Raw genomic sequence first — 16,197 nt, 5'->3', positions numbered from 1 at the left:
GAGATCTAACGAATGACCCTGAAGACCATCGAAGGTACCTTCATCGCCCCTAAAGGCCGCTACGCTCTGGTAGTGGGCCGTTTCAACAGCTTCGTCGTTGAAAGCCTGGTCAGCGGTGCAGTTGATGCCCTGGTTCGCCACGGCGTAAGCGAAAGCGACATCACCATCATCCGCGCACCTGGCGCCTTCGAAATCCCGCTGGTTGCGCAGAAAGTCGCTCAAAAGGGCGAGTTCGCGGCAATCATCGCCCTGGGCGCAGTCATTCGTGGCGGCACCCCGCACTTCGAATACGTGGCTGGCGAATGCACCAAGGGCCTGGCCCAGGTGTCCATGGAGTTCGGCGTACCGGTTGCATTCGGCGTGCTGACCGTTGATTCCATCGAGCAAGCCATCGAGCGTTCCGGCACCAAGGCCGGCAACAAAGGTGCTGAAGCTGCCCTGTCCGCTCTGGAAATGGTCAGCCTGCTGGCGCAGTTGGAGGCCAAGTGATTAGCGACGATAGCGATCGTTTCAACCCGCGCGATCCAAAGCCTGCGGATGCCGGCAAGCCATCGAAAAGCGCCAAGCGCCGCGAAGCCCGTCAGCTCGCGACTCAGGCGCTGTACCAATGGCACATGGCCAAGCAATCGCTGAACGAGATCGAAGCGCAGTTCCGGGTCGATAACGATTTCAGCGATGTCGACGGCGCGTACTTCCGCGAAATCCTGCACGGGGTTCCGCAGTTCAAGACCGAAATCGACACCGCACTCAAGCCTTGCCTGGACTTGACCATCGAAGAGCTCGACCCGGTTGAACTGGCGGTTCTGCGCCTGTCCACCTGGGAGCTGCTCAAGCGCGTCGACGTGCCATACCGCGTTGTGATCAACGAAGGTATCGAACTGGCCAAGGTCTTCGGTTCCACCGACGGCCACAAGTTCGTCAACGGTGTGCTCGACAAGCTGGCCCCGCGTCTGCGTGAAGCTGAAGTGAAGGCGTTCAAGCGCTGATCGGCGCTTGTAACGTCGGCACGAAGCCATGGGCGAGTTTGAGCTGATCCGCAATTTCTTTGCCGCCGCGCCTTGTGCGCAAGGCGGCGAAGGCGTTGCCCTCGGGATTGGCGATGACTGCGCCTTGCTGGCTGTTCCTCCCGGGGAGCAGTTGGCGATTTCTACCGACACCCTCGTGGCCGGCGTGCATTTCGCCGACCCCTGCGATCCGTTTCTGCTCGGTCAGCGCTCGCTGGCTGTGGCCGTCAGCGACCTGGCTGCCATGGGCGCCACTCCCGTTGCCTTTACCCTCGCCCTGACATTGCCGACGGTGACTGCCGATTGGCTGCAAGCCTATGCCCGTGGTTTGAACCAGAAGGCACAAAGCTGTGGCGTGGCGCTGGTGGGTGGCGACACGACCCGCGGACCATTGAGCCTGACCATGACCGTGTTCGGGCGCGTGCCAGCCGGTCTGGCGCTGACCCGCAGCGGTGCGCAACCGGGCGATCTGTTGTGTGTCGGCGGTGACCTGGGCAATGCCGCCGGTGCTTTGCCATTGGTGCTCGGCCAGCGCACGGCCGAAGCGAACATTGCCGAACCGTTGCTGGCGCATTACTGGTCGCCGCAACCGCAGCTTGGCTTGGGTCAGGCATTGCGTGGCAAGGCCACCTCGGCCATGGATATCTCCGATGGCCTGCTCGCTGATTGCGGGCATATCGCGCTGGCCTCGAAGGTCGGAATCGAAGTCGAACGGGATCGTTTGCCGTTGTCGCAGAGTCTGGTCGATTTTCTCGGTCAGTCGGACGCACAGGTTGCGGCCCTGAGCGGCGGCGACGATTACGTCCTCGCCTTCACCTTGCCGTCCGTCGAGTTACCGCTGTTGCTGGCCGACGGCTGGCCGATACATGTGATCGGCCAGGTGACGACGGGGCAGGGCGTGAAACTGCTGGACGCCGATGGCAAAGACATCACCCCGCACACCCGGGGTTATCAACATTTTCGGGAGTCACCGTGACAGATCACCCCAAACAGGTCCCGGCGGAAAACGTTCCGCCGTCGGTCTGGCGTAATCCGTGGCATTTCCTGGCGTTCGGCTTCGGCTCGGGCACCTTGCCAAAGGCGCCCGGCACTTGGGGCTCGTTGGTTGCGCTGCCCTTTATCCCGTTGTGGCAGATGCTGCCCGACTGGGGTTACTGGCTGATGCTGGGCATCACCATGTTGTTCGGCTTCTGGCTGTGCGGCAAAGTGGCCGACGATTTGCGGGTGCACGACCACGAAGGCATCGTCTGGGACGAAATGGTCGGGATGTGGATCACCCTGTGGCTGGTGCCGGAAGGTTGGCAGTGGTTGCTGGCGGGTTTCCTGATGTTCCGCTTCTTCGATATCCTCAAGCCGTGGCCAATTCGCTGGATTGACCGGCATGTCCATGGCGGCGTTGGCATCATGCTCGATGATGTCCTGGCCGGCGTGTTCGCCTGGTTGGCGATGCAGGGACTGGTGCGGTTTTTCGCCTGATCGGGGATTTTCAGGCGTTAATCAGGAGAGCGGTTAATCGGGAGTAGCAGGGATGGCTTTACGCGGTTTGATGGTGATGGCGTTCGCGATGTTTTGCTCTTTTGCCCAGGCGGGAGGGGGAGGCGCTACGCCGCCGTCAGTGATTCACCTGGCCAGCGAAGACTGGGAGGACTATACCGCTGCTGACGGGCATGGACTGGGTTGGGACGTGCTACGGCAAGTCTTCGAGCCGGCGGGCGTCAAGGTCGACATCCGCACTGAGCCCTACCTGCGTTCGCTGGGCCTGGCCGAACGTGGCGAAGTCGATGCCTGTGTAGGCTCCTATCGTGACGAGTCCGAGGGTGTGGACTATCCCCATTGGAGCTTCGACACCGATCACATCTATGCCTTGGGCCTGGCAGACGGTCCGGTACCCACTGCGCAAACCCTGGGCAATTATCGACTGGCTTGGGTGCGCGGTTACGATTTCCAGCATTATTTGCCCAATGTGCGTCACTTCGACGAAGTGTTGCGGCGTACCGGCATCGTTTCGATGCTGACCCACAACCGCGCTGACTTTTATATCGATGCCCTGACCGAAGTCGATTACGTTATCAACCACGCCAAGGATCCATCCCGGTTGCGGCGTACCCATATCGCCGAGTTGCCGCTGTATCTGTGTTTTGCCAGGACCCCGAAGGCCCGCGCGTTAATGGCCCTGTTCGACCAGCGCATGGAGCAACTGATGAAAAGCGGCGAACTGAAACCGATCTTCGAGCACTGGAAACAACCTTATCCGTTTGATTCCAATTGAAGAGCCGACATAGCCTTCTGTGGGAGCGAGCCTGCTCGCGATGGCGGCATATCAGTCAACATTTTCCTCGACTGGAAGTCCGCTTTCGCGAGCAGGCTCGCTCCCATAGAGGATATTGTCAGCCCTGATATCAAACTTTTTGATAGTTATCGCCGATAATTCAGCCTAAGCGTCGTTTGGAACCTGCTGTTACAATGCCGGCTCTGCGAATCTTCAGACTTTTAGATCAGGAGCACACCGGTGCCTGTCGTTTTTGTCGCCGCTTCCAAGCTGCCAACGCCTTTTGCGCAATTCACCATGCACGGCTTTCTCGATGAAGCCTCCGGCCGCGAGCACGTTGTGCTGAGCCTGGGTGATTTCGCCGACGGTGCCCCGGTACTCGGCCGGTTGCACTCCGAATGCCTGACGGGCGATGCCCTGTTCAGCCAGCGTTGCGACTGCGGCTCGCAACTGGAGGCTGCCTTGCAGGCGATTGCCCGTGAAGGTCGTGGCGTGTTGCTGTACTTGCGCCAGGAAGGCCGTGGCATTGGCCTGCTGAACAAGATCCGTGCCTATGAACTGCAGGACGGTGGCGCCGACACCGTTGAAGCCAACGAGCGTCTGGGCTTTGCCGCCGACCAGCGTGACTACGCCATGTGCCTGCCGATGCTGGAGCACCTGGGCGTGAAGTCCCTGCGCCTGATGACCAACAACCCGCGCAAGGTCAAAGCCTTGACCGACATGGGTATCGTGGTCGCCGAGCGCGTGCCGCTGCACACCGGCCACAACCCGCATAACCGGCTCTACCTGGCGACCAAGGCCAGCAAGCTCGACCACATGATGGGCAACGAGCATCAGGGCGAGGTAGACCGGGCGTGACCCGCGGTCAGGTTCGGCGGCGACTGTCCGTCAGCTGGTGGCAGTACCTGGCACTGGCCTTGTTGCCGCTGTTTGTGATCAACGCGTTGTTCGGCCAGAGCGAAGCCATCCTGCCGGTGCTGGCGATGCCGTTGTTCATCGCCGGAGTCGCCTCGATGTTTGTCAGCCTGAAGTTTTTCGGCGCCTACAAACACGCGTTGATCGCCACTCAGAAAGCCCTCGATACCCCTGAAGAGCCTGGCGCCTGGATCAACCTGGCGGCCAAGCGGCGCACGGCATTCCTCGCCGCCGGCCTGCCGGCCTGGATTGGTGCCCTGGCGGTGTTCGTCGGTCTTGAGGCGGTGCCGCTGATGCTGCTGGCGCTGTCGACCGCGGTGCTGTTCTACCTCTACCGTATTCCGCGTCAACTCGGTTGATGCGTGCAGTCTGGCTGGCGGTTTTGCTGCTGGCCGCCAGCCGCTCGGCCATTGCGGCCGAGCGGGTTGTCAGCCTTGCACCGTCGCTCTCTGAAATCGTCGTTGAACTAGGCTCTGCCGACCTCCTGGTCGGTGTGCTGGACGCCGGTGAGCGTCCGGCCGAACTCAAGAGCCTGCCCTCCGTTGGCCGCTATGGCCAGTTGGACGTGGAACGCTTGCTCAGCCTGAACCCCGATCTTTTGCTGCTATGGCCCGGTAGCGTCGGCCCGGCCCAGCGCGACCAGCTCAAGCGCCTGAATATTCCCACCTATGTCGCCGAGCCCCACAGTCTGGATCAGCTCACCCTGCAGATCGAAGCCATTGCCGCTCAGCTCGGCCGGCCTGAGCGGGGAGCTTCTTTAGCCAGCGATTTGCGCCGACGACTGGGAGAGCTGCGCCAGCGCTATCGCCGGGAGAAGCCGTTGCGCGTGTTCTATCAGGTTTGGGATCGGCCGCTGTATACGGTTGGCGGTGAGCAGATCATCAGCGATGCGCTGGAGGTGTGTGGTGCCCAGAACGTGTTTGCCGACCTGAATTTGCCGGCACCGCAAGTCAGCGTGGAAGCCGTGTTGCAGCGTAATCCAGAGGTGATTCTGGCCGGTGAGCAAGCGCAGCTTGATGCGTGGAAAGCCTGGCCACAGGTGGCGGCGGTGGCACAAAGGCAATTGCGCCTGGTGGTGGACAAGGGGTTGGAGCGGCCGAGTGGGCAGATGATCGAGGCCACTGCCAGGCTGTGCCAGTTGATCGCACCTGATCGCTAAGGTCGCTGCGTCTGCATTCGCGGGCAAGCCCGCTCCCACAGGATCACGCTAAACCTGTGGGAGCGGGCTTGCCCGCGAAGAGGCCGATCCAGGCAACACAAATTTCGGATCAGAGCTCCGGCGTCCACGTCACCCCGAACAGCCACGCCCGACCTTCCTCGCGATACCCGTACTGGTTACCCTGGTAGCTGTACAACGCCCGGCTGTAACCCTTGTCCAGCAGGTTGTCGACCTTCAGCTCCAGTCTGATTTCACGATTGAGTTCCCAACTGCTGCGCAGGCCCAACAAGGCATAGCCGCCAAGCGGCTGTTGATTGTTCAGGTCGTCATAGCTGCTGCTGACCGCTTGCCAACTGGCGCCGAGGCCCAGGCGGTCGAACTGCCGGTCCAGATCCCAGCTCAAAGTACGCCGCGCGCGACGGGCCAGGGTGTGGCCCGTGTCGCGGTCGCGCGGGTCGATGATCGCCACGCCGAGATTGCTCTGCCAGTCGAACAGTTCCTGCTTCAGCGCTGCTTCGAAGCCGTTGATTCGTGCCGAGGCCACGTTCTCGGGGCGCGAGTTGCTGCCGAAGATGATCGCGTCTTGAAGGTCGGTGCGATACAGCGACGTCTCCAGGCGACTGCTCTCGGTCAATTGGCTGCGCCACTGCAGCTCATAGCTTTTCGAGGTTTCAGGCTTCAGGTCCGGGTTGCTGAAGTCGGGGTAGTACAGATCGTTGAACGTCGGCGCGCGGAAGCCTTCGCTGTAGGTCAGCAGCACTTCGTTGTCCGGGTTCAGCGGCAGGGTGAAGGTGCCGCTCCAGGTATTCTGGCTGCCGAACTGCTGGTTATCGTCGTGACGCAGGCCCAGCTCCGTGGAGAAACTGTCCGCCTGAAAACGATGCTGGATAAACACGGCTCGGTTCCAGCGGCTGTCTTCGTCGAACGCTGTGGTGCTGTTGACCCGGTCTTCATACCAGTCGCCGCCGAGCATCAGGCTGTTGCGCTCGTTGAGCGCCAGGTCGTTCTGCCAGGTCACCGAGTCGCGATAGGTGTTGAACACGCTGCGTTCGTCACTGAGCTTGTCGAGGTCTTTCTCGCGGTTTTCACTGTGGCCGAATTCGATACGGGTTTTCCATACTTCATTGATGCGCGCGTCGATGTAACTGCTGACACTGCTCACCTCGAATTCGTTGTAGGGCTGCTGTTGAACTGACCCGAACGGACTGTCGAACTCGCTCTTGCCACGGTTATCCAGTGCGTTGGCGCCGATCTCGATGTCATCGCTGAGCGCGTGGCTCAAGCTCAGGCTGAGCGACTTGTTGCGGTATTCGTCGTGATCGCCATCGCTGGGGAACGACTCGTGGGTGCGATTGATCCCGGCGGTTTCGTCGAGGCTGGCGCCGAGGTTGAAGCGGGTTCGCTGATCACCGCCGGACAGGCCAAGGCTGCGCTCCCATGTCTGGTTGCTGCCAAAACCCGTGTGCAGTCGAGGTTGCAGGCCCTGTTCGCCGCCACGGCGGGTGAAGATCTGGATTACCCCGCCAATCGCATCGCTGCCATAAATCACTGAGCGGGAGCCGCGCAGCACTTCCACGCGCTCGACCTGCTCGATGTTGATGTGTTGCAGGTTGCTGTCGCCGGAGGTCGAACTGCCGATGCGCTGACCATCCACCAACACCAGGCTCTGGGCCGACTGGGTGCCGCGGATGAAGACCCCCGGAAGACTGCCGCGCCCACCGGTCTGCGAGACCTGCACGCCAGGCACCCGGCGCAACAGATCCGTGACGCTATCGGGTTGCAGGCGATCAATGTCGTCGCGGGTGAATACGGTGTTGGCGGCACTGCTGTCGTTGCGTGCTTCGACCTGGCGATTGGCGCTGATCAGCACGTCGGGCAGCTTCAGGGCCTGGTCGCGTTCGAAGGTGTCGGCAAGGGCGTTGACGGTGGGCAGCAGAAACAGAGGCAGGGCGAGGCGGGAAAACTTCATGGGTAGTCCGATGGTGCTTTGAGGCAAAGGCAATTTTGAGGGGCCCGTAAAACACTGTGGGAGCGGGCTTGCCCGCGAAGGCATCGGCACAGCCAACATTGATGTTGGATATACCGGCCTCTTCGCGGGCAAGCCCGCTCCCACAGGGAGAGTGTGTTTAGCGGTTGATCAGTTGCAGACGTTCGCGGATCGAAGCCTCGATCCCGGCTTCATCCAGCCCGCACTCGGCCAGCATTTGCGCAGGCTTGGCGTGTTCGACGTAAATGTCCGGCAAGCCCAGGTGCAGCACCGACTTGAGGATGTTTTCTCGGGCGAGGAATTCACTGACCGCGCCACCGGCGCCGCCCATGATCGCGTTTTCCTCGACAGTGACCAGTAGCTCATGACTGTCGGCGATTTCGCGAACCAGCGCTTCATCCAGCGGTTTGACGAAACGCATGTCGACCACGGTGGCATCCAGCGTCTCGGCGACTTTCAGCGCCTCGGCCAGTTGCACGCCGAACACCAGCAGGGCGACTTTGCTGCCCTGGCGGCGGACTACGCCCTTGCCGATCTCGATCGGTTCGAGGTCTTTCTCGATGGTCGCGTTCGGGCCACTACCGCGTGGATAACGCACGGCCGCCGGGCCTTCATACAGGTGACCGGTGGTGAGCATTTTGCGCAGCTCGTTTTCATCGCTCGGGGTCATCACCAGCATGCCGGGGATGCAGCGCAGGTACGAAAGATCGAAACTGCCGGCGTGGGTCGGACCGTCTTCGCCCACCAGGCCTGCGCGGTCGATGGCGAACAGTACGTCGAGGTTTTGCACGGCGACGTCATGTACCAACTGGTCGTAGCCGCGCTGCAGGAAAGTCGAATAAATCGCTACCACGGGTTTGGCGCCTTCGCAGGCCATGCCGGCCGCGAGGGTGACGGCGTGCTGCTCGGCAATGGCCACGTCGAAGTAACGCAGCGGGAAGCGTTCGCTGAACGCGACCAGGTCCGAGCCTTCCTTCATCGCCGGGGTAATCCCGACCAGACGCGGATCGGCCGCGGCCATGTCGCACAACCATTCGCCGAACACGCCGGAGTATTTCGGCCCACTGGCTTTTTTCGGCGCAGCAGCCGGGGCGTCCAGCGGTTCGAGTTTGGTGATGGCGTGATAACCGATCGGGTCGACTTCCGCCGGGGCGAAACCCTTGCCTTTCTTGGTGACGATGTGCAGGAACTGCGGACCTTTCAGATCGCGCATGTTGCGCAGGGTGGCGATCAGGGTCGGCAGGTCGTGGCCATCGATCGGGCCGATGTAGTTCCAGCCCAGCTCTTCGAACAGGGTGCCGGGAACCAGCATGCCCTTGGCATATTCCTCGGTGCGCCGGGCGATTTCCCAGGCACCGGGCAGGCGCGACAGCACTTTCTTGCTGCCTTCGCGCATGCTCGCGTAGGTGCGGCTGGAAAGGATCTTCGCCAGATAGTTCGACAGGCCACCGACGTTGCGCGAGATCGACATGTCGTTGTCGTTGAGGATCACCAGCATGTTGGCGTCCACTTCCGGCGCATGGTTCAGCGCCTCGAACGCCATGCCTGCGGTCAATGCACCGTCGCCGATCACCGCGATGGCCTTGCGATCACTGTTTTGCAGGCGGGCGGCAATCGCCATGCCCAGCGCGGCACTGATCGACGTGCTGGAGTGGCCGACGCCAAAGGTGTCGTACTCGCTCTCGGAGCGGCGCGGGAACGCCGCGACGCCATCCTTCTGGCGCAGGGTGGCCATGCGCTCACGGCGACCGGTAAGGATCTTGTGCGGATAAGCCTGATGACCCACGTCCCACACCAGCCGGTCGTCCGGGGTGTCGAAGACGTAATGCAGCGCGATGGTCAGCTCGATGACGCCCAGGCCTGCACCGAAATGCCCACCGGTCTGACCGACCGTGTAGAGCAATTCCAGGCGCAACTCATCGGCCAGGGTTTCCAGCTCGGCTTCGCCTAACCGGCGCAGGCCGTCCGGCGTGTTCGCGCGGTCGAGCAGGGGCGTGGTCGGGCGCTTGCGGGGAATCTCATGAAACGTCGTGGGCATCAGGCGAATCGTTATAGGTATAAAAGATGCGGCAGTTTACCTGATGCATCGTCCCCTGCCCACGCGTTGGTTTTTTTTGGCGAATTCGCCGTCAGCTGCGGCGATCGACGATATACCGGGCCAGATCACGCAACGGCTCGGCCGCTGCGTCAAACGGTCGCAGCGCGTGCAGGGCCTGGTCGCGCAGCTCCAGGGCATAGGCCTTGGCGGCGTCGAGGCCGAGCAGGGCCGGGTAGGTCGGTTTGTCCCGGGCAATGTCGGCGCCCTGGCGCTTGCCGAGGGTTTCGGTATCGCTTTCGACGTCGAGAATGTCGTCCTGCACCTGGAAGGCCAGACCGATGGCCTGTGCATAAGCCTGCAGGGACTTGAGTTCGTCTTTCTCGGCACGACCGCTGGCCAGGGCGCCGAGTTTGACGCTGACCTCGATCAACGCGCCGGTCTTGTGCCGGTGCATGTACTCGAGGGCCTTCTGATCAAGCTTCAGACCGACCGAGCCGAGGTCGATGGCCTGACCGCCGACCATGCCCGCCGGGCCTGCCGCCAGAGCCAGGGCGCTGACCATTTGCAGGCGGATTTCGGCATCCGACGTGCTCAGGCATGGGTCGAGCAGGGCGCTGAAGGCCAGGCTCTGCAAGCCGTCGCCGGCGAGGATCGCGCAGGCTTCATCGAATTTCTTGTGGGTGGTTGGCTGACCGCGGCGCAGATCGTCATCGTCCATCGCCGGCAAATCGTCATGCACCAGCGAATAAGCGTGGATCAGTTCCACTGCACAGGCCGCACCGTTGGCTTGCTCGGCCTTGCCGCCCAACGCTTCGCACGCGGCGTAGGCCAGCAGTGGCCGCACGCGTTTGCCGCCATTCATCACGCTGTAGCGCATGGCTTCGTACAGCCGCGCCAGCTCGGGGCCGGGTGCGGTGAACAGGGTTTCCAGCGCTGCGTTGACGCGGGCCTGGCTGGTGGCCGAGTACGCTGCAATCATTCTGGTTGATCCGCGTCGAAGGGTTCCTCGGCCAACTCGCCATCACGCTCGAGCAGCACCTGAACCTTTTGCTCGGCCTGGGCCAGCGCCGCCTGGCAATCGCGGGTCAGGCCAATGCCTTGCTCGAAAGCGGCCAGCGAGTCCTCCAGCGACAATTCGCCATTCTCCAGACGCTCTACCAGCGTTTGCAGGTCGGCGAGGGACTGTTCGAAATCCAGTGCAGCTTTTTTGCGGGCCATGGCGGCGATTTCCGGTTGACGTTAAACCGGCGCGACACTAGCAGATAGGGGGTTTATGGGCAAATGAGCGGGCCTGGCGCCTAGGATTATTCGGCTCACCATCCAGCCCTATACGACCCGGTAGTCACGGGTCTTTCAGACGAAACGCAGCGTCCACATCTGTGATGCGCCGAGGATTGGGCGCAAGGCCATTGGCAAGCCGCTGAATCATTATACCGACGAGCAAGGGCGTTTTGCCCGGCCCTGCGCGTTTGGTGCCGGCTCCAGCAGTATTGAAGTCCGCAGCTCCGAAGGCCGAACTCGACCTGCACATTGTCACGCCCGATGGCCCGGGTCCGGAAATGTTCACCATGACCGCGCCGATCAAGGGGCAGTATCTGCTGTATGTGAATTACTTCGGTGACGGATGCAGCCGTGATGAGAAGGGGCAGGAAGACGCAACGCAAGCACTGACCACCCCGCAGGTAAAGGTGATTAGCGAGGAAGGAACGCCAAGCGAGAAGATGGAAACGTTCCTGATGTCGATGCGCGCGGTGCTGGCACTATTCGTTTTATTTGTCGCGGCAGTGCTGCGACAAATACAACTGCTGAGCAGTTCACTTTCTTGGAGGCATTAAAAAGCCGGCTTGTGGCCGGCTTCTCGGGGACTGGCTTGGATCATTTTTGGTAAACCGCGCCAGCCTTCAAAACGTACACCCGGATCTTGCGTCCGGCTGTGGGACCTGGTGAGAAAGTCATCTGCCAGGTCAGTGCATCTGAGCCACAAGGTGGGTCGATGCGCAAATGTGGGGCGCAGCATACGCAGGTTTGAGATAAATTCCCAGCGGGAAGTGCGAGGCAGAGCCGCTCGGCCACTCGGGTGGGTGGCCGATGAGCGCTCTGGAGTGCTTAAAGAAACGGTACCGCCGGCCGCCGTTTGTTCAGGGTCGACCACCAGAATACCCAACCCAGCACCCTGATGTTCTGCTCTTCGATTTGTGCGGCCCTGAAGATTTCATCCGGGTATTCGGCGCGGTTGTGGCTGCGCAGTCGCAGGGAGTTGCCCGGTAATCGGTGCAGGTACTTGATGCGTAGCATGCCGTCATGCTCGATGGCGTAGATCTCGCCATCGATGATCTGGGTCAGGCCACGGTCGATCGCCAGGGTCGAACCGTCTTCAATTTTCTCGCCCATGCTGTTACCGCTCATGACGGCGCAGATGGCGTCGGCGTGGTTGATCTCCAGGGAATCAAGGTGGCTGCGGGGCAGGCGGATCGATTGCTTGGGGTTTTCTATGACGTGGGTTTTGTTGGAGCCCGGGGCGGTAAAAGCTTCTGTATAGAACGGCAGTTCGACGTCGTCAGGCTCGATGACCGTGTAGACACCGCGGATGGTCTGGGCATCGAAGGTGTTGCCGGATTCGTCGAGCAGGCGCAGGTGTTGGGCGTCTTTCAAGCCTTCGCCGGTTTTCAGCCAGTCGCTGCTGACGGAGAGTTTTCGGGCGACTTCTTCCATGCAGTGGGCGGGCACGCCACGGGTGTACCAGTTATGTACATTTTGCGGAGCCGTATCCAGAAAATCGGCAAATCCGGTGGTCGTGATGTTCGCTGCTTCGAGGAGCGCTTTAAAGCGTGGGCCGCTAGTGTTCTTTTTCATAAACACGAGTCTACTGGCGGCTGGTAAGGGTTTGAATAAACGCCTCGTTCAAATTTCGCGGGAAATTTACGACCGGATGTAAGACGCTCTTGGGGAATTTTAAACATGCAAAAACCGAGAGCTGCCCCGGTTAAACGGACCGTTTGACATGCCTGTCAATCGCCCACAAAAAACCCCGGATCACCCGGGGTTTTTCTTGAAGCCTGGAGCTTGAAGCTCGCGGCTGCTCTTAGCCTTTATAGGCAGCAACCGACTTGGTGATCGCGGCGCGGGCGGCGTCTGCACCGTCCCAGCCTTCGATTTTCACCCATTTGCCTTTTTCGAGATCTTTGTAGTTCGCGAAGAAGTGCTCGATCTGCTGGATCAGCAGCGCTGGCAGGTCGGTGTATTCCTTGACGTCGACGTACAGCTGGGACAGCTTGTCGTGTGGGACTGCGATGACTTTGGCATCGCCGCCGCCGTCGTCGGTCATGTTCAGGATGCCGACCGGACGAGCGCGGATCACCGAACCTGGAGCAACCGGGTAAGGGGTTACAACCAGCACGTCGAGGGGGTCACCGTCGTCAGCCAGGGTGTTCGGGATGTAACCGTAGTTGGCCGGATAGAACATTGGGGTGGCCATGAAACGGTCAACGAACAGGCAATCGCTGTCTTTGTCGATTTCGTATTTGATCGGCGCGTGGTTGGCCGGAATCTCGATCGCGACGTAGATGTCGTTCGGCAGGTCTTTGCCAGCCGGAATCTTGCTGTAGCTCATTGGGCGTTGCCCCCGTTAGTTGACCAGAAATACTTGGCCGGATTGGCCAAAAAGTGGCGGCGATTATAGGCATATTCCTGGATCGACGCCATGTACCAGAAGTCGTATGGCGCTTACTGGTGTGCCTGATAGACAGGGTCATGCGCCTTTAGTTGCTTCAACCTCGCCAGCGGGTCCTGGCGATAGAACAGCTTCAGTTGCTGGTACACCTGTGGATAAACCTCGTGCAGCAAGTCCGGGGCGCTGAAGAAGTATTCGCTGGTGACGGCGAAGAACTCGGCGGGGTTTTCGGCGGCATACGGGTCGATGGCCGTTTCGGCATCGGGATTGCGTTCCAGTTGCTGGTCTAGGTCGTCGTAGGCCTCTTGCATGACGTTGGCCCAGTCACTGACCCGCATGTCGGGATGCAACGGCGGCAGGCCGTTGGCGACGCCGTTAAGCATGTCGAGTTTGTGCGCCAGTTCGTGGATCACCAGGTTGTAGCCTTCCCAGCCGCCACTGGCCATCACGCCCGGCCAGGCGAGGATGATCGGGCCTTGCTGCCAGGCTTCACCGCTGTGCTCAGCGTCCCATTCGTGCTCGACGCCGCTGGCATCGCGATGGCGCTGCGGGCTGAGGAAGTCGTCGGGGTAGAGAATGATTTCGTGGAAGCCCTGATACCAGTTCAGGTCGCCGAGGTGCAGCAATGGCAATTGCGCCTGGGCTGCGAGCAGCAAGCGTTGCTCCTGATGCAGTTCGACGCCGGGCAGGGCGGTGAGGTGCTTGTCTTCGAGGAACAGCACGCAGGCTTCGCGCAGCCATTGGTCTTCGGCGACGCTGATGCCATCGAGAAAGCTCAGGTGCTGGCGCACCCGATGCCACATGTCATCGGCAATCGGGTGCTTTGCCAGGGTGCGCCGGCGACGCCAGGCGCTCAATGACCACATGGTGTCAGCGCGATTCGGCCTTGGAACTCGAACCTGCAAGGCGGTTGCGCACCACGCCAATGATCATTGGTACCAGCGAGAGCAGGATGATGCCGACTACCAGCAGCGACAGGTTCTTCTTGATGAACGGCACATTGCCGAAGAAGTAACCGAGCGTTACCAGGCCGCCGACCCACAGGACAGTGCCAAAGACGCTGAAGGCGAAGAAACGCGGATAGGGCATTTTCCCCACGCCGGCGACGAACGGTGCAAAGGTACGGATGATGGGCAGGAAGCGCGCCAAGGTCACGGTCTTGCCGCCATGCTTGTCATAGAAGTCGTGGGTTTGTTGCAGATAGTCGCGGCGGAAGATCTTCGAATTCGGATTACTGAACAGTTTTTCACCCGCCGTTCGTCCGATGATGTAGTTGGTGCTGTCGCCCAGGATCGCCGCCAGCATCAGCAGGCCGCCGAGCAGTACCGGGTCCATGCCGCCACCGGCCGCCACGGCACCAGCGATGAACAGCAGGGAGTCACCCGGCAGGAAAGGCATGACCACCAGGCCGGTTTCACAGAAGATCACCATGAACAGGATGGCGTAGATCCATGCCCCGTAGTTGGTTACGAGCATGTCGAGGTAGACGTCGAGATGCAGGACAATATCGATCGGGTTGAAATCCATGTAAAGCACCTGTGGTAACGGCCCGACTCAGCAGGCCTGTGCGGATGACTTCGCGTAAGACTACGTATAAGGGTAGTTTTTCTTACAAGCCGGGAAGATCGGGATTATACGAGGCAAGAGGTGAAAATCGCGTCGAGATTGTAGCGGGGAATGTCATGGCAAGACCGATGGCTTGATACCAGGCGTTGTGGGAGCGAGCCTGCTCGCTCCCACAGGTGCAGATGATTCAGAGTTCGTCGCTGATCGGCAGCACATAGTTCTTGAATTCGGTGTCTTCCTTGAATCCGATGGATTCGTAGGTTTTACGCGCGACTTCGTTGTTGCTGCTGGTGGAAACACGCATGCGCACGGCATTGGTTTCCTTGGCCATTTTTTTTGCGGTGCGGATCAGGTTGTCGGCCACCAACTGGCGGCGGGCGTCCTCGGTGACATATATATCGTTGAGGATCCACACACGTTTGAGCGAAAGCGAGGAGAAACTCGGGTACAGCTGACAGAAACCCATCAGTTTGTTGCTGTCGTCATCGGACAGCGCCAGGTAGATCACCGATTCCTTGCGACGCAGGCGTTTTTCGAGGAACGCCCGGGACGAGTCCGGATACGGCAGGGAGCCATAAAACTCGCGATATTTGACGAACAACGGGGTCAGCAGGTCCAGGTGTTCGAGGGTCGCTTGAATAATCCGCATGGTAGGTCTCGTCTTCAAGTGGCTGTCTTGCGTCTCTGACGGCGATGGGAAACCCTTGGCGGCCGCGTCACGATCCTGCCTGAAACTGGTACGAATGTGCAATGCAGATGCGGTCAGGCATTCGGCGGGCCAAGCAGGAAATTCCCTTTCATGTCGGCTCCCGCGTCCGACTCCAGTGTCTGAACCTGTGCTTCGTCCTTCAGATTGACCCCTGACAACTGCCGCCGGCAGGCTTCGCGCATCAAATACAGCAAACGGTGTGCCGCCATGCCGTAGCTCAGGCCTTCGAGCCGCACATTGGAGATGCAATTACGGTAGGCATCGGTAAGGCCGACCTTGGGATTGTAGGTGAAATATAAACCCAGGCTGTCCGGGGAGCTGAGGCCAGGGCGTTCGCCAATGAGGATCACGGTCATTTTTGCGCCGAGCAACTCACCGATTTCGTCAGCGACTGCCACGCGCCCCTGTTCCACCAATATCACCGGCGCTACAGTCCAGCCTTCAGCTGCAATCTGTTCTTCGAGGCGTGCCAGGAAGGGCAGGGTATGACGATGAACGGCCAAAGCGGACAAACCATCGGCGACCACGATGACCAGATCGACCCCTCCCGGGTTCGCTGAGGCGTAATTGCGTAACATCTGCACCGACTCGGCACTCAACTGTCGGCCCAGATCGGGGCGTTGCAGGTAACTGTTGCGATCGATGGCCGCGCTATGCAGTAAAACGCTTTCATGCCCGCGTTCGGCCAATTGCGAGCGCAGTCCCCCATGGTCAAATGGTAAATGCACCGCATCCCGCGCCTGGGCGTGGGCGTATTGGAAGTCCAGCTGGGCGCGGGTGGGAATGCTGGTGCCGGTTCGGCCCAGGGCAATTCGCGCCGGCGTCAGGCGCCGCAGTTCCAGCCATGGGTTGTGGGGATCGAAGGGTAGTTTGTCCATGT

Annotated in this window: 18 protein-coding genes and 1 pseudogene; 9 read left to right on the top strand and 10 right to left on the bottom strand. The window is 60.6% G+C overall.

Annotated elements, in window-relative coordinates:
• Positions 1 to 12 precede the first annotated feature (12 nt).
• The 8 genes from ribH (at position 13) to ACEN8E_RS26275 (ending at position 5,347) form a co-directional block, all read left to right on the top strand.
• Positions 13 to 489 (top strand): 6,7-dimethyl-8-ribityllumazine synthase, encoded by a 477-nt coding sequence (ribH, locus tag ACEN8E_RS26310; RefSeq protein ID WP_003228649.1) that lies wholly within the window; start codon positions 13 to 15, stop codon positions 487 to 489.
• Positions 486 to 986, top strand: a complete 501-nt coding sequence (gene nusB / locus ACEN8E_RS26305; protein ID WP_007970164.1) for a transcription antitermination factor NusB — start codon at positions 486 to 488, stop codon at positions 984 to 986. Before ribH ends, nusB begins: the two co-directional genes overlap by 4 nt.
• Before the next feature lie 28 nt (positions 987 to 1,014).
• Positions 1,015 to 1,980 carry a thiamine-phosphate kinase gene (thiL, locus tag ACEN8E_RS26300; protein WP_495590436.1) on the top strand — a complete coding sequence of 322 codons (966 nt, stop codon included), beginning with the start codon at positions 1,015 to 1,017 and terminating at the stop codon, positions 1,978 to 1,980.
• The gene (locus ACEN8E_RS26295; protein ID WP_495590435.1) at positions 1,977 to 2,480 is read left to right on the top strand and encodes a phosphatidylglycerophosphatase A family protein; all 504 of its coding nucleotides are present in this window, start codon (positions 1,977 to 1,979) and stop codon (positions 2,478 to 2,480) included. The genes thiL and ACEN8E_RS26295 overlap by 4 nt, the downstream gene beginning before the upstream one ends.
• A 52-nt stretch (positions 2,481 to 2,532) precedes the next feature.
• Positions 2,533 to 3,273 carry a substrate-binding periplasmic protein gene (locus tag ACEN8E_RS26290; RefSeq protein WP_495590434.1) on the top strand — a complete coding sequence of 247 codons (741 nt, stop codon included), beginning with the start codon at positions 2,533 to 2,535 and terminating at the stop codon, positions 3,271 to 3,273.
• Between the two features lie 240 nt (positions 3,274 to 3,513).
• A complete protein-coding gene (gene ribA, locus ACEN8E_RS26285; RefSeq protein ID WP_008018152.1) occupies positions 3,514 to 4,131 on the top strand; it encodes a GTP cyclohydrolase II in 618 nt (205 codons plus the stop codon).
• A complete protein-coding gene (locus ACEN8E_RS26280; protein WP_495590433.1) occupies positions 4,128 to 4,547 on the top strand; it encodes an MFS transporter in 420 nt (139 codons plus the stop codon). Before ribA ends, ACEN8E_RS26280 begins: the two co-directional genes overlap by 4 nt.
• A complete protein-coding gene (locus ACEN8E_RS26275; RefSeq protein WP_495590432.1) occupies positions 4,547 to 5,347 on the top strand; it encodes a cobalamin-binding protein in 801 nt (266 codons plus the stop codon). Before ACEN8E_RS26280 ends, ACEN8E_RS26275 begins: the two co-directional genes overlap by 1 nt.
• 109 nt (positions 5,348 to 5,456) lie before the next feature.
• Here the strand turns inward: ACEN8E_RS26275 and ACEN8E_RS26270 are convergent, their stop codons facing one another.
• The 4 genes from ACEN8E_RS26270 to ACEN8E_RS26255 all read right to left on the bottom strand — a co-directional run bounded on the left by ACEN8E_RS26270 (position 5,457) and on the right by ACEN8E_RS26255 (position 10,590).
• A complete protein-coding gene (locus ACEN8E_RS26270) occupies positions 5,457 to 7,316 on the bottom strand; it encodes a TonB-dependent receptor domain-containing protein (RefSeq protein ID WP_495590431.1) in 1,860 nt (619 codons plus the stop codon).
• 157 nt (positions 7,317 to 7,473) lie between these two features.
• Positions 7,474 to 9,372, bottom strand: a complete 1,899-nt coding sequence (gene dxs / locus ACEN8E_RS26265; protein ID WP_495590430.1) for a 1-deoxy-D-xylulose-5-phosphate synthase — start codon at positions 9,370 to 9,372, stop codon at positions 7,474 to 7,476.
• A gap of 91 nt (positions 9,373 to 9,463) precedes the next feature.
• Positions 9,464 to 10,351 carry a polyprenyl synthetase family protein gene (locus ACEN8E_RS26260; protein ID WP_495590429.1) on the bottom strand — a complete coding sequence of 296 codons (888 nt, stop codon included), beginning with the start codon at positions 10,349 to 10,351 and terminating at the stop codon, positions 9,464 to 9,466.
• Positions 10,348 to 10,590, bottom strand: coding sequence for an exodeoxyribonuclease VII small subunit (locus tag ACEN8E_RS26255; protein WP_007970180.1), 243 nt, complete (start codon positions 10,588 to 10,590; stop codon positions 10,348 to 10,350). Before ACEN8E_RS26255 ends, ACEN8E_RS26260 begins: the two co-directional genes overlap by 4 nt.
• Before the next feature lie 193 nt (positions 10,591 to 10,783).
• On the opposite strand from ACEN8E_RS26255, the pseudogene ACEN8E_RS26250 reads away from it, so the two are divergent.
• Positions 10,784 to 11,207: pseudogene (locus ACEN8E_RS26250) on the top strand (DUF2135 domain-containing protein); the annotation flags it as partial.
• A gap of 271 nt (positions 11,208 to 11,478) precedes the next feature.
• Here the strand turns inward: ACEN8E_RS26250 and ACEN8E_RS26245 are convergent.
• The 6 genes from ACEN8E_RS26245 to eutC all read right to left on the bottom strand — a co-directional run bounded on the left by ACEN8E_RS26245 (position 11,479) and on the right by eutC (position 16,195).
• Complete coding sequence (locus ACEN8E_RS26245; protein WP_495590428.1) at positions 11,479 to 12,225, bottom strand: LexA family transcriptional regulator; 747 nt, start codon at positions 12,223 to 12,225, stop codon at positions 11,479 to 11,481.
• 229 nt (positions 12,226 to 12,454) lie between these two features.
• A complete protein-coding gene (gene ppa, locus ACEN8E_RS26240) occupies positions 12,455 to 12,982 on the bottom strand; it encodes an inorganic diphosphatase (protein ID WP_007933577.1) in 528 nt (175 codons plus the stop codon).
• Positions 12,983 to 13,095: 113 nt separating this feature from the next.
• Positions 13,096 to 13,908: a M90 family metallopeptidase gene (locus ACEN8E_RS26235; RefSeq protein ID WP_495590427.1), complete on the bottom strand. Its 813-nt coding sequence runs from the start codon at positions 13,906 to 13,908 to the stop codon at positions 13,096 to 13,098.
• A gap of 4 nt (positions 13,909 to 13,912) precedes the next feature.
• Positions 13,913 to 14,569: a DedA family protein gene (locus tag ACEN8E_RS26230; protein ID WP_429371508.1), complete on the bottom strand. Its 657-nt coding sequence runs from the start codon at positions 14,567 to 14,569 to the stop codon at positions 13,913 to 13,915.
• A 226-nt stretch (positions 14,570 to 14,795) separates the two neighbouring features.
• The gene (locus ACEN8E_RS26225) at positions 14,796 to 15,257 is read right to left on the bottom strand and encodes a GNAT family N-acetyltransferase (RefSeq protein WP_495590426.1); all 462 of its coding nucleotides are present in this window, start codon (positions 15,255 to 15,257) and stop codon (positions 14,796 to 14,798) included.
• A 113-nt stretch (positions 15,258 to 15,370) separates the two neighbouring features.
• Positions 15,371 to 16,195 carry an ethanolamine ammonia-lyase subunit EutC gene (eutC, locus tag ACEN8E_RS26220; protein WP_495590425.1) on the bottom strand — a complete coding sequence of 275 codons (825 nt, stop codon included), beginning with the start codon at positions 16,193 to 16,195 and terminating at the stop codon, positions 15,371 to 15,373.
• Between the last annotated feature and the right edge of the window lie 2 nt (positions 16,196 to 16,197).

This window comes from Pseudomonas sp. Pseusp9 (assembly GCF_059491265.1).
Note: the sequence above shows the minus strand (reverse complement) of the source record. Positions and strands in the feature narration are given on the sequence as shown.

Coding starts and splice junctions, on each gene's coding strand:
- ribH (WP_003228649.1), top strand. CDS start 13: ATGACCCTGAAGACCATCGAAGGTACCTTCATCGCCCCTAAAGGCCGC.
- thiL (WP_495590436.1), top strand. CDS start 1,015: ATGGGCGAGTTTGAGCTGATCCGCAATTTCTTTGCCGCCGCGCCTTGT.
- ACEN8E_RS26290 (WP_495590434.1), top strand. CDS start 2,533: ATGGCTTTACGCGGTTTGATGGTGATGGCGTTCGCGATGTTTTGCTCT.
- ACEN8E_RS26275 (WP_495590432.1), top strand. CDS start 4,547: ATGCGTGCAGTCTGGCTGGCGGTTTTGCTGCTGGCCGCCAGCCGCTCG.
- ACEN8E_RS26270 (WP_495590431.1), bottom strand. CDS start 7,316: ATGAAGTTTTCCCGCCTCGCCCTGCCTCTGTTTCTGCTGCCCACCGTC.
- dxs (WP_495590430.1), bottom strand. CDS start 9,372: ATGCCCACGACGTTTCATGAGATTCCCCGCAAGCGCCCGACCACGCCC.
- ACEN8E_RS26260 (WP_495590429.1), bottom strand. CDS start 10,351: ATGATTGCAGCGTACTCGGCCACCAGCCAGGCCCGCGTCAACGCAGCG.
- ACEN8E_RS26255 (WP_007970180.1), bottom strand. CDS start 10,590: ATGGCCCGCAAAAAAGCTGCACTGGATTTCGAACAGTCCCTCGCCGAC.
- ACEN8E_RS26245 (WP_495590428.1), bottom strand. CDS start 12,225: ATGAAAAAGAACACTAGCGGCCCACGCTTTAAAGCGCTCCTCGAAGCA.
- ppa (WP_007933577.1), bottom strand. CDS start 12,982: ATGAGCTACAGCAAGATTCCGGCTGGCAAAGACCTGCCGAACGACATC.
- ACEN8E_RS26235 (WP_495590427.1), bottom strand. CDS start 13,908: ATGTGGTCATTGAGCGCCTGGCGTCGCCGGCGCACCCTGGCAAAGCAC.
- ACEN8E_RS26230 (WP_429371508.1), bottom strand. CDS start 14,569: ATGGATTTCAACCCGATCGATATTGTCCTGCATCTCGACGTCTACCTC.
- ACEN8E_RS26225 (WP_495590426.1), bottom strand. CDS start 15,257: ATGCGGATTATTCAAGCGACCCTCGAACACCTGGACCTGCTGACCCCG.
- eutC (WP_495590425.1), bottom strand. CDS start 16,195: ATGGACAAACTACCCTTCGATCCCCACAACCCATGGCTGGAACTGCGG.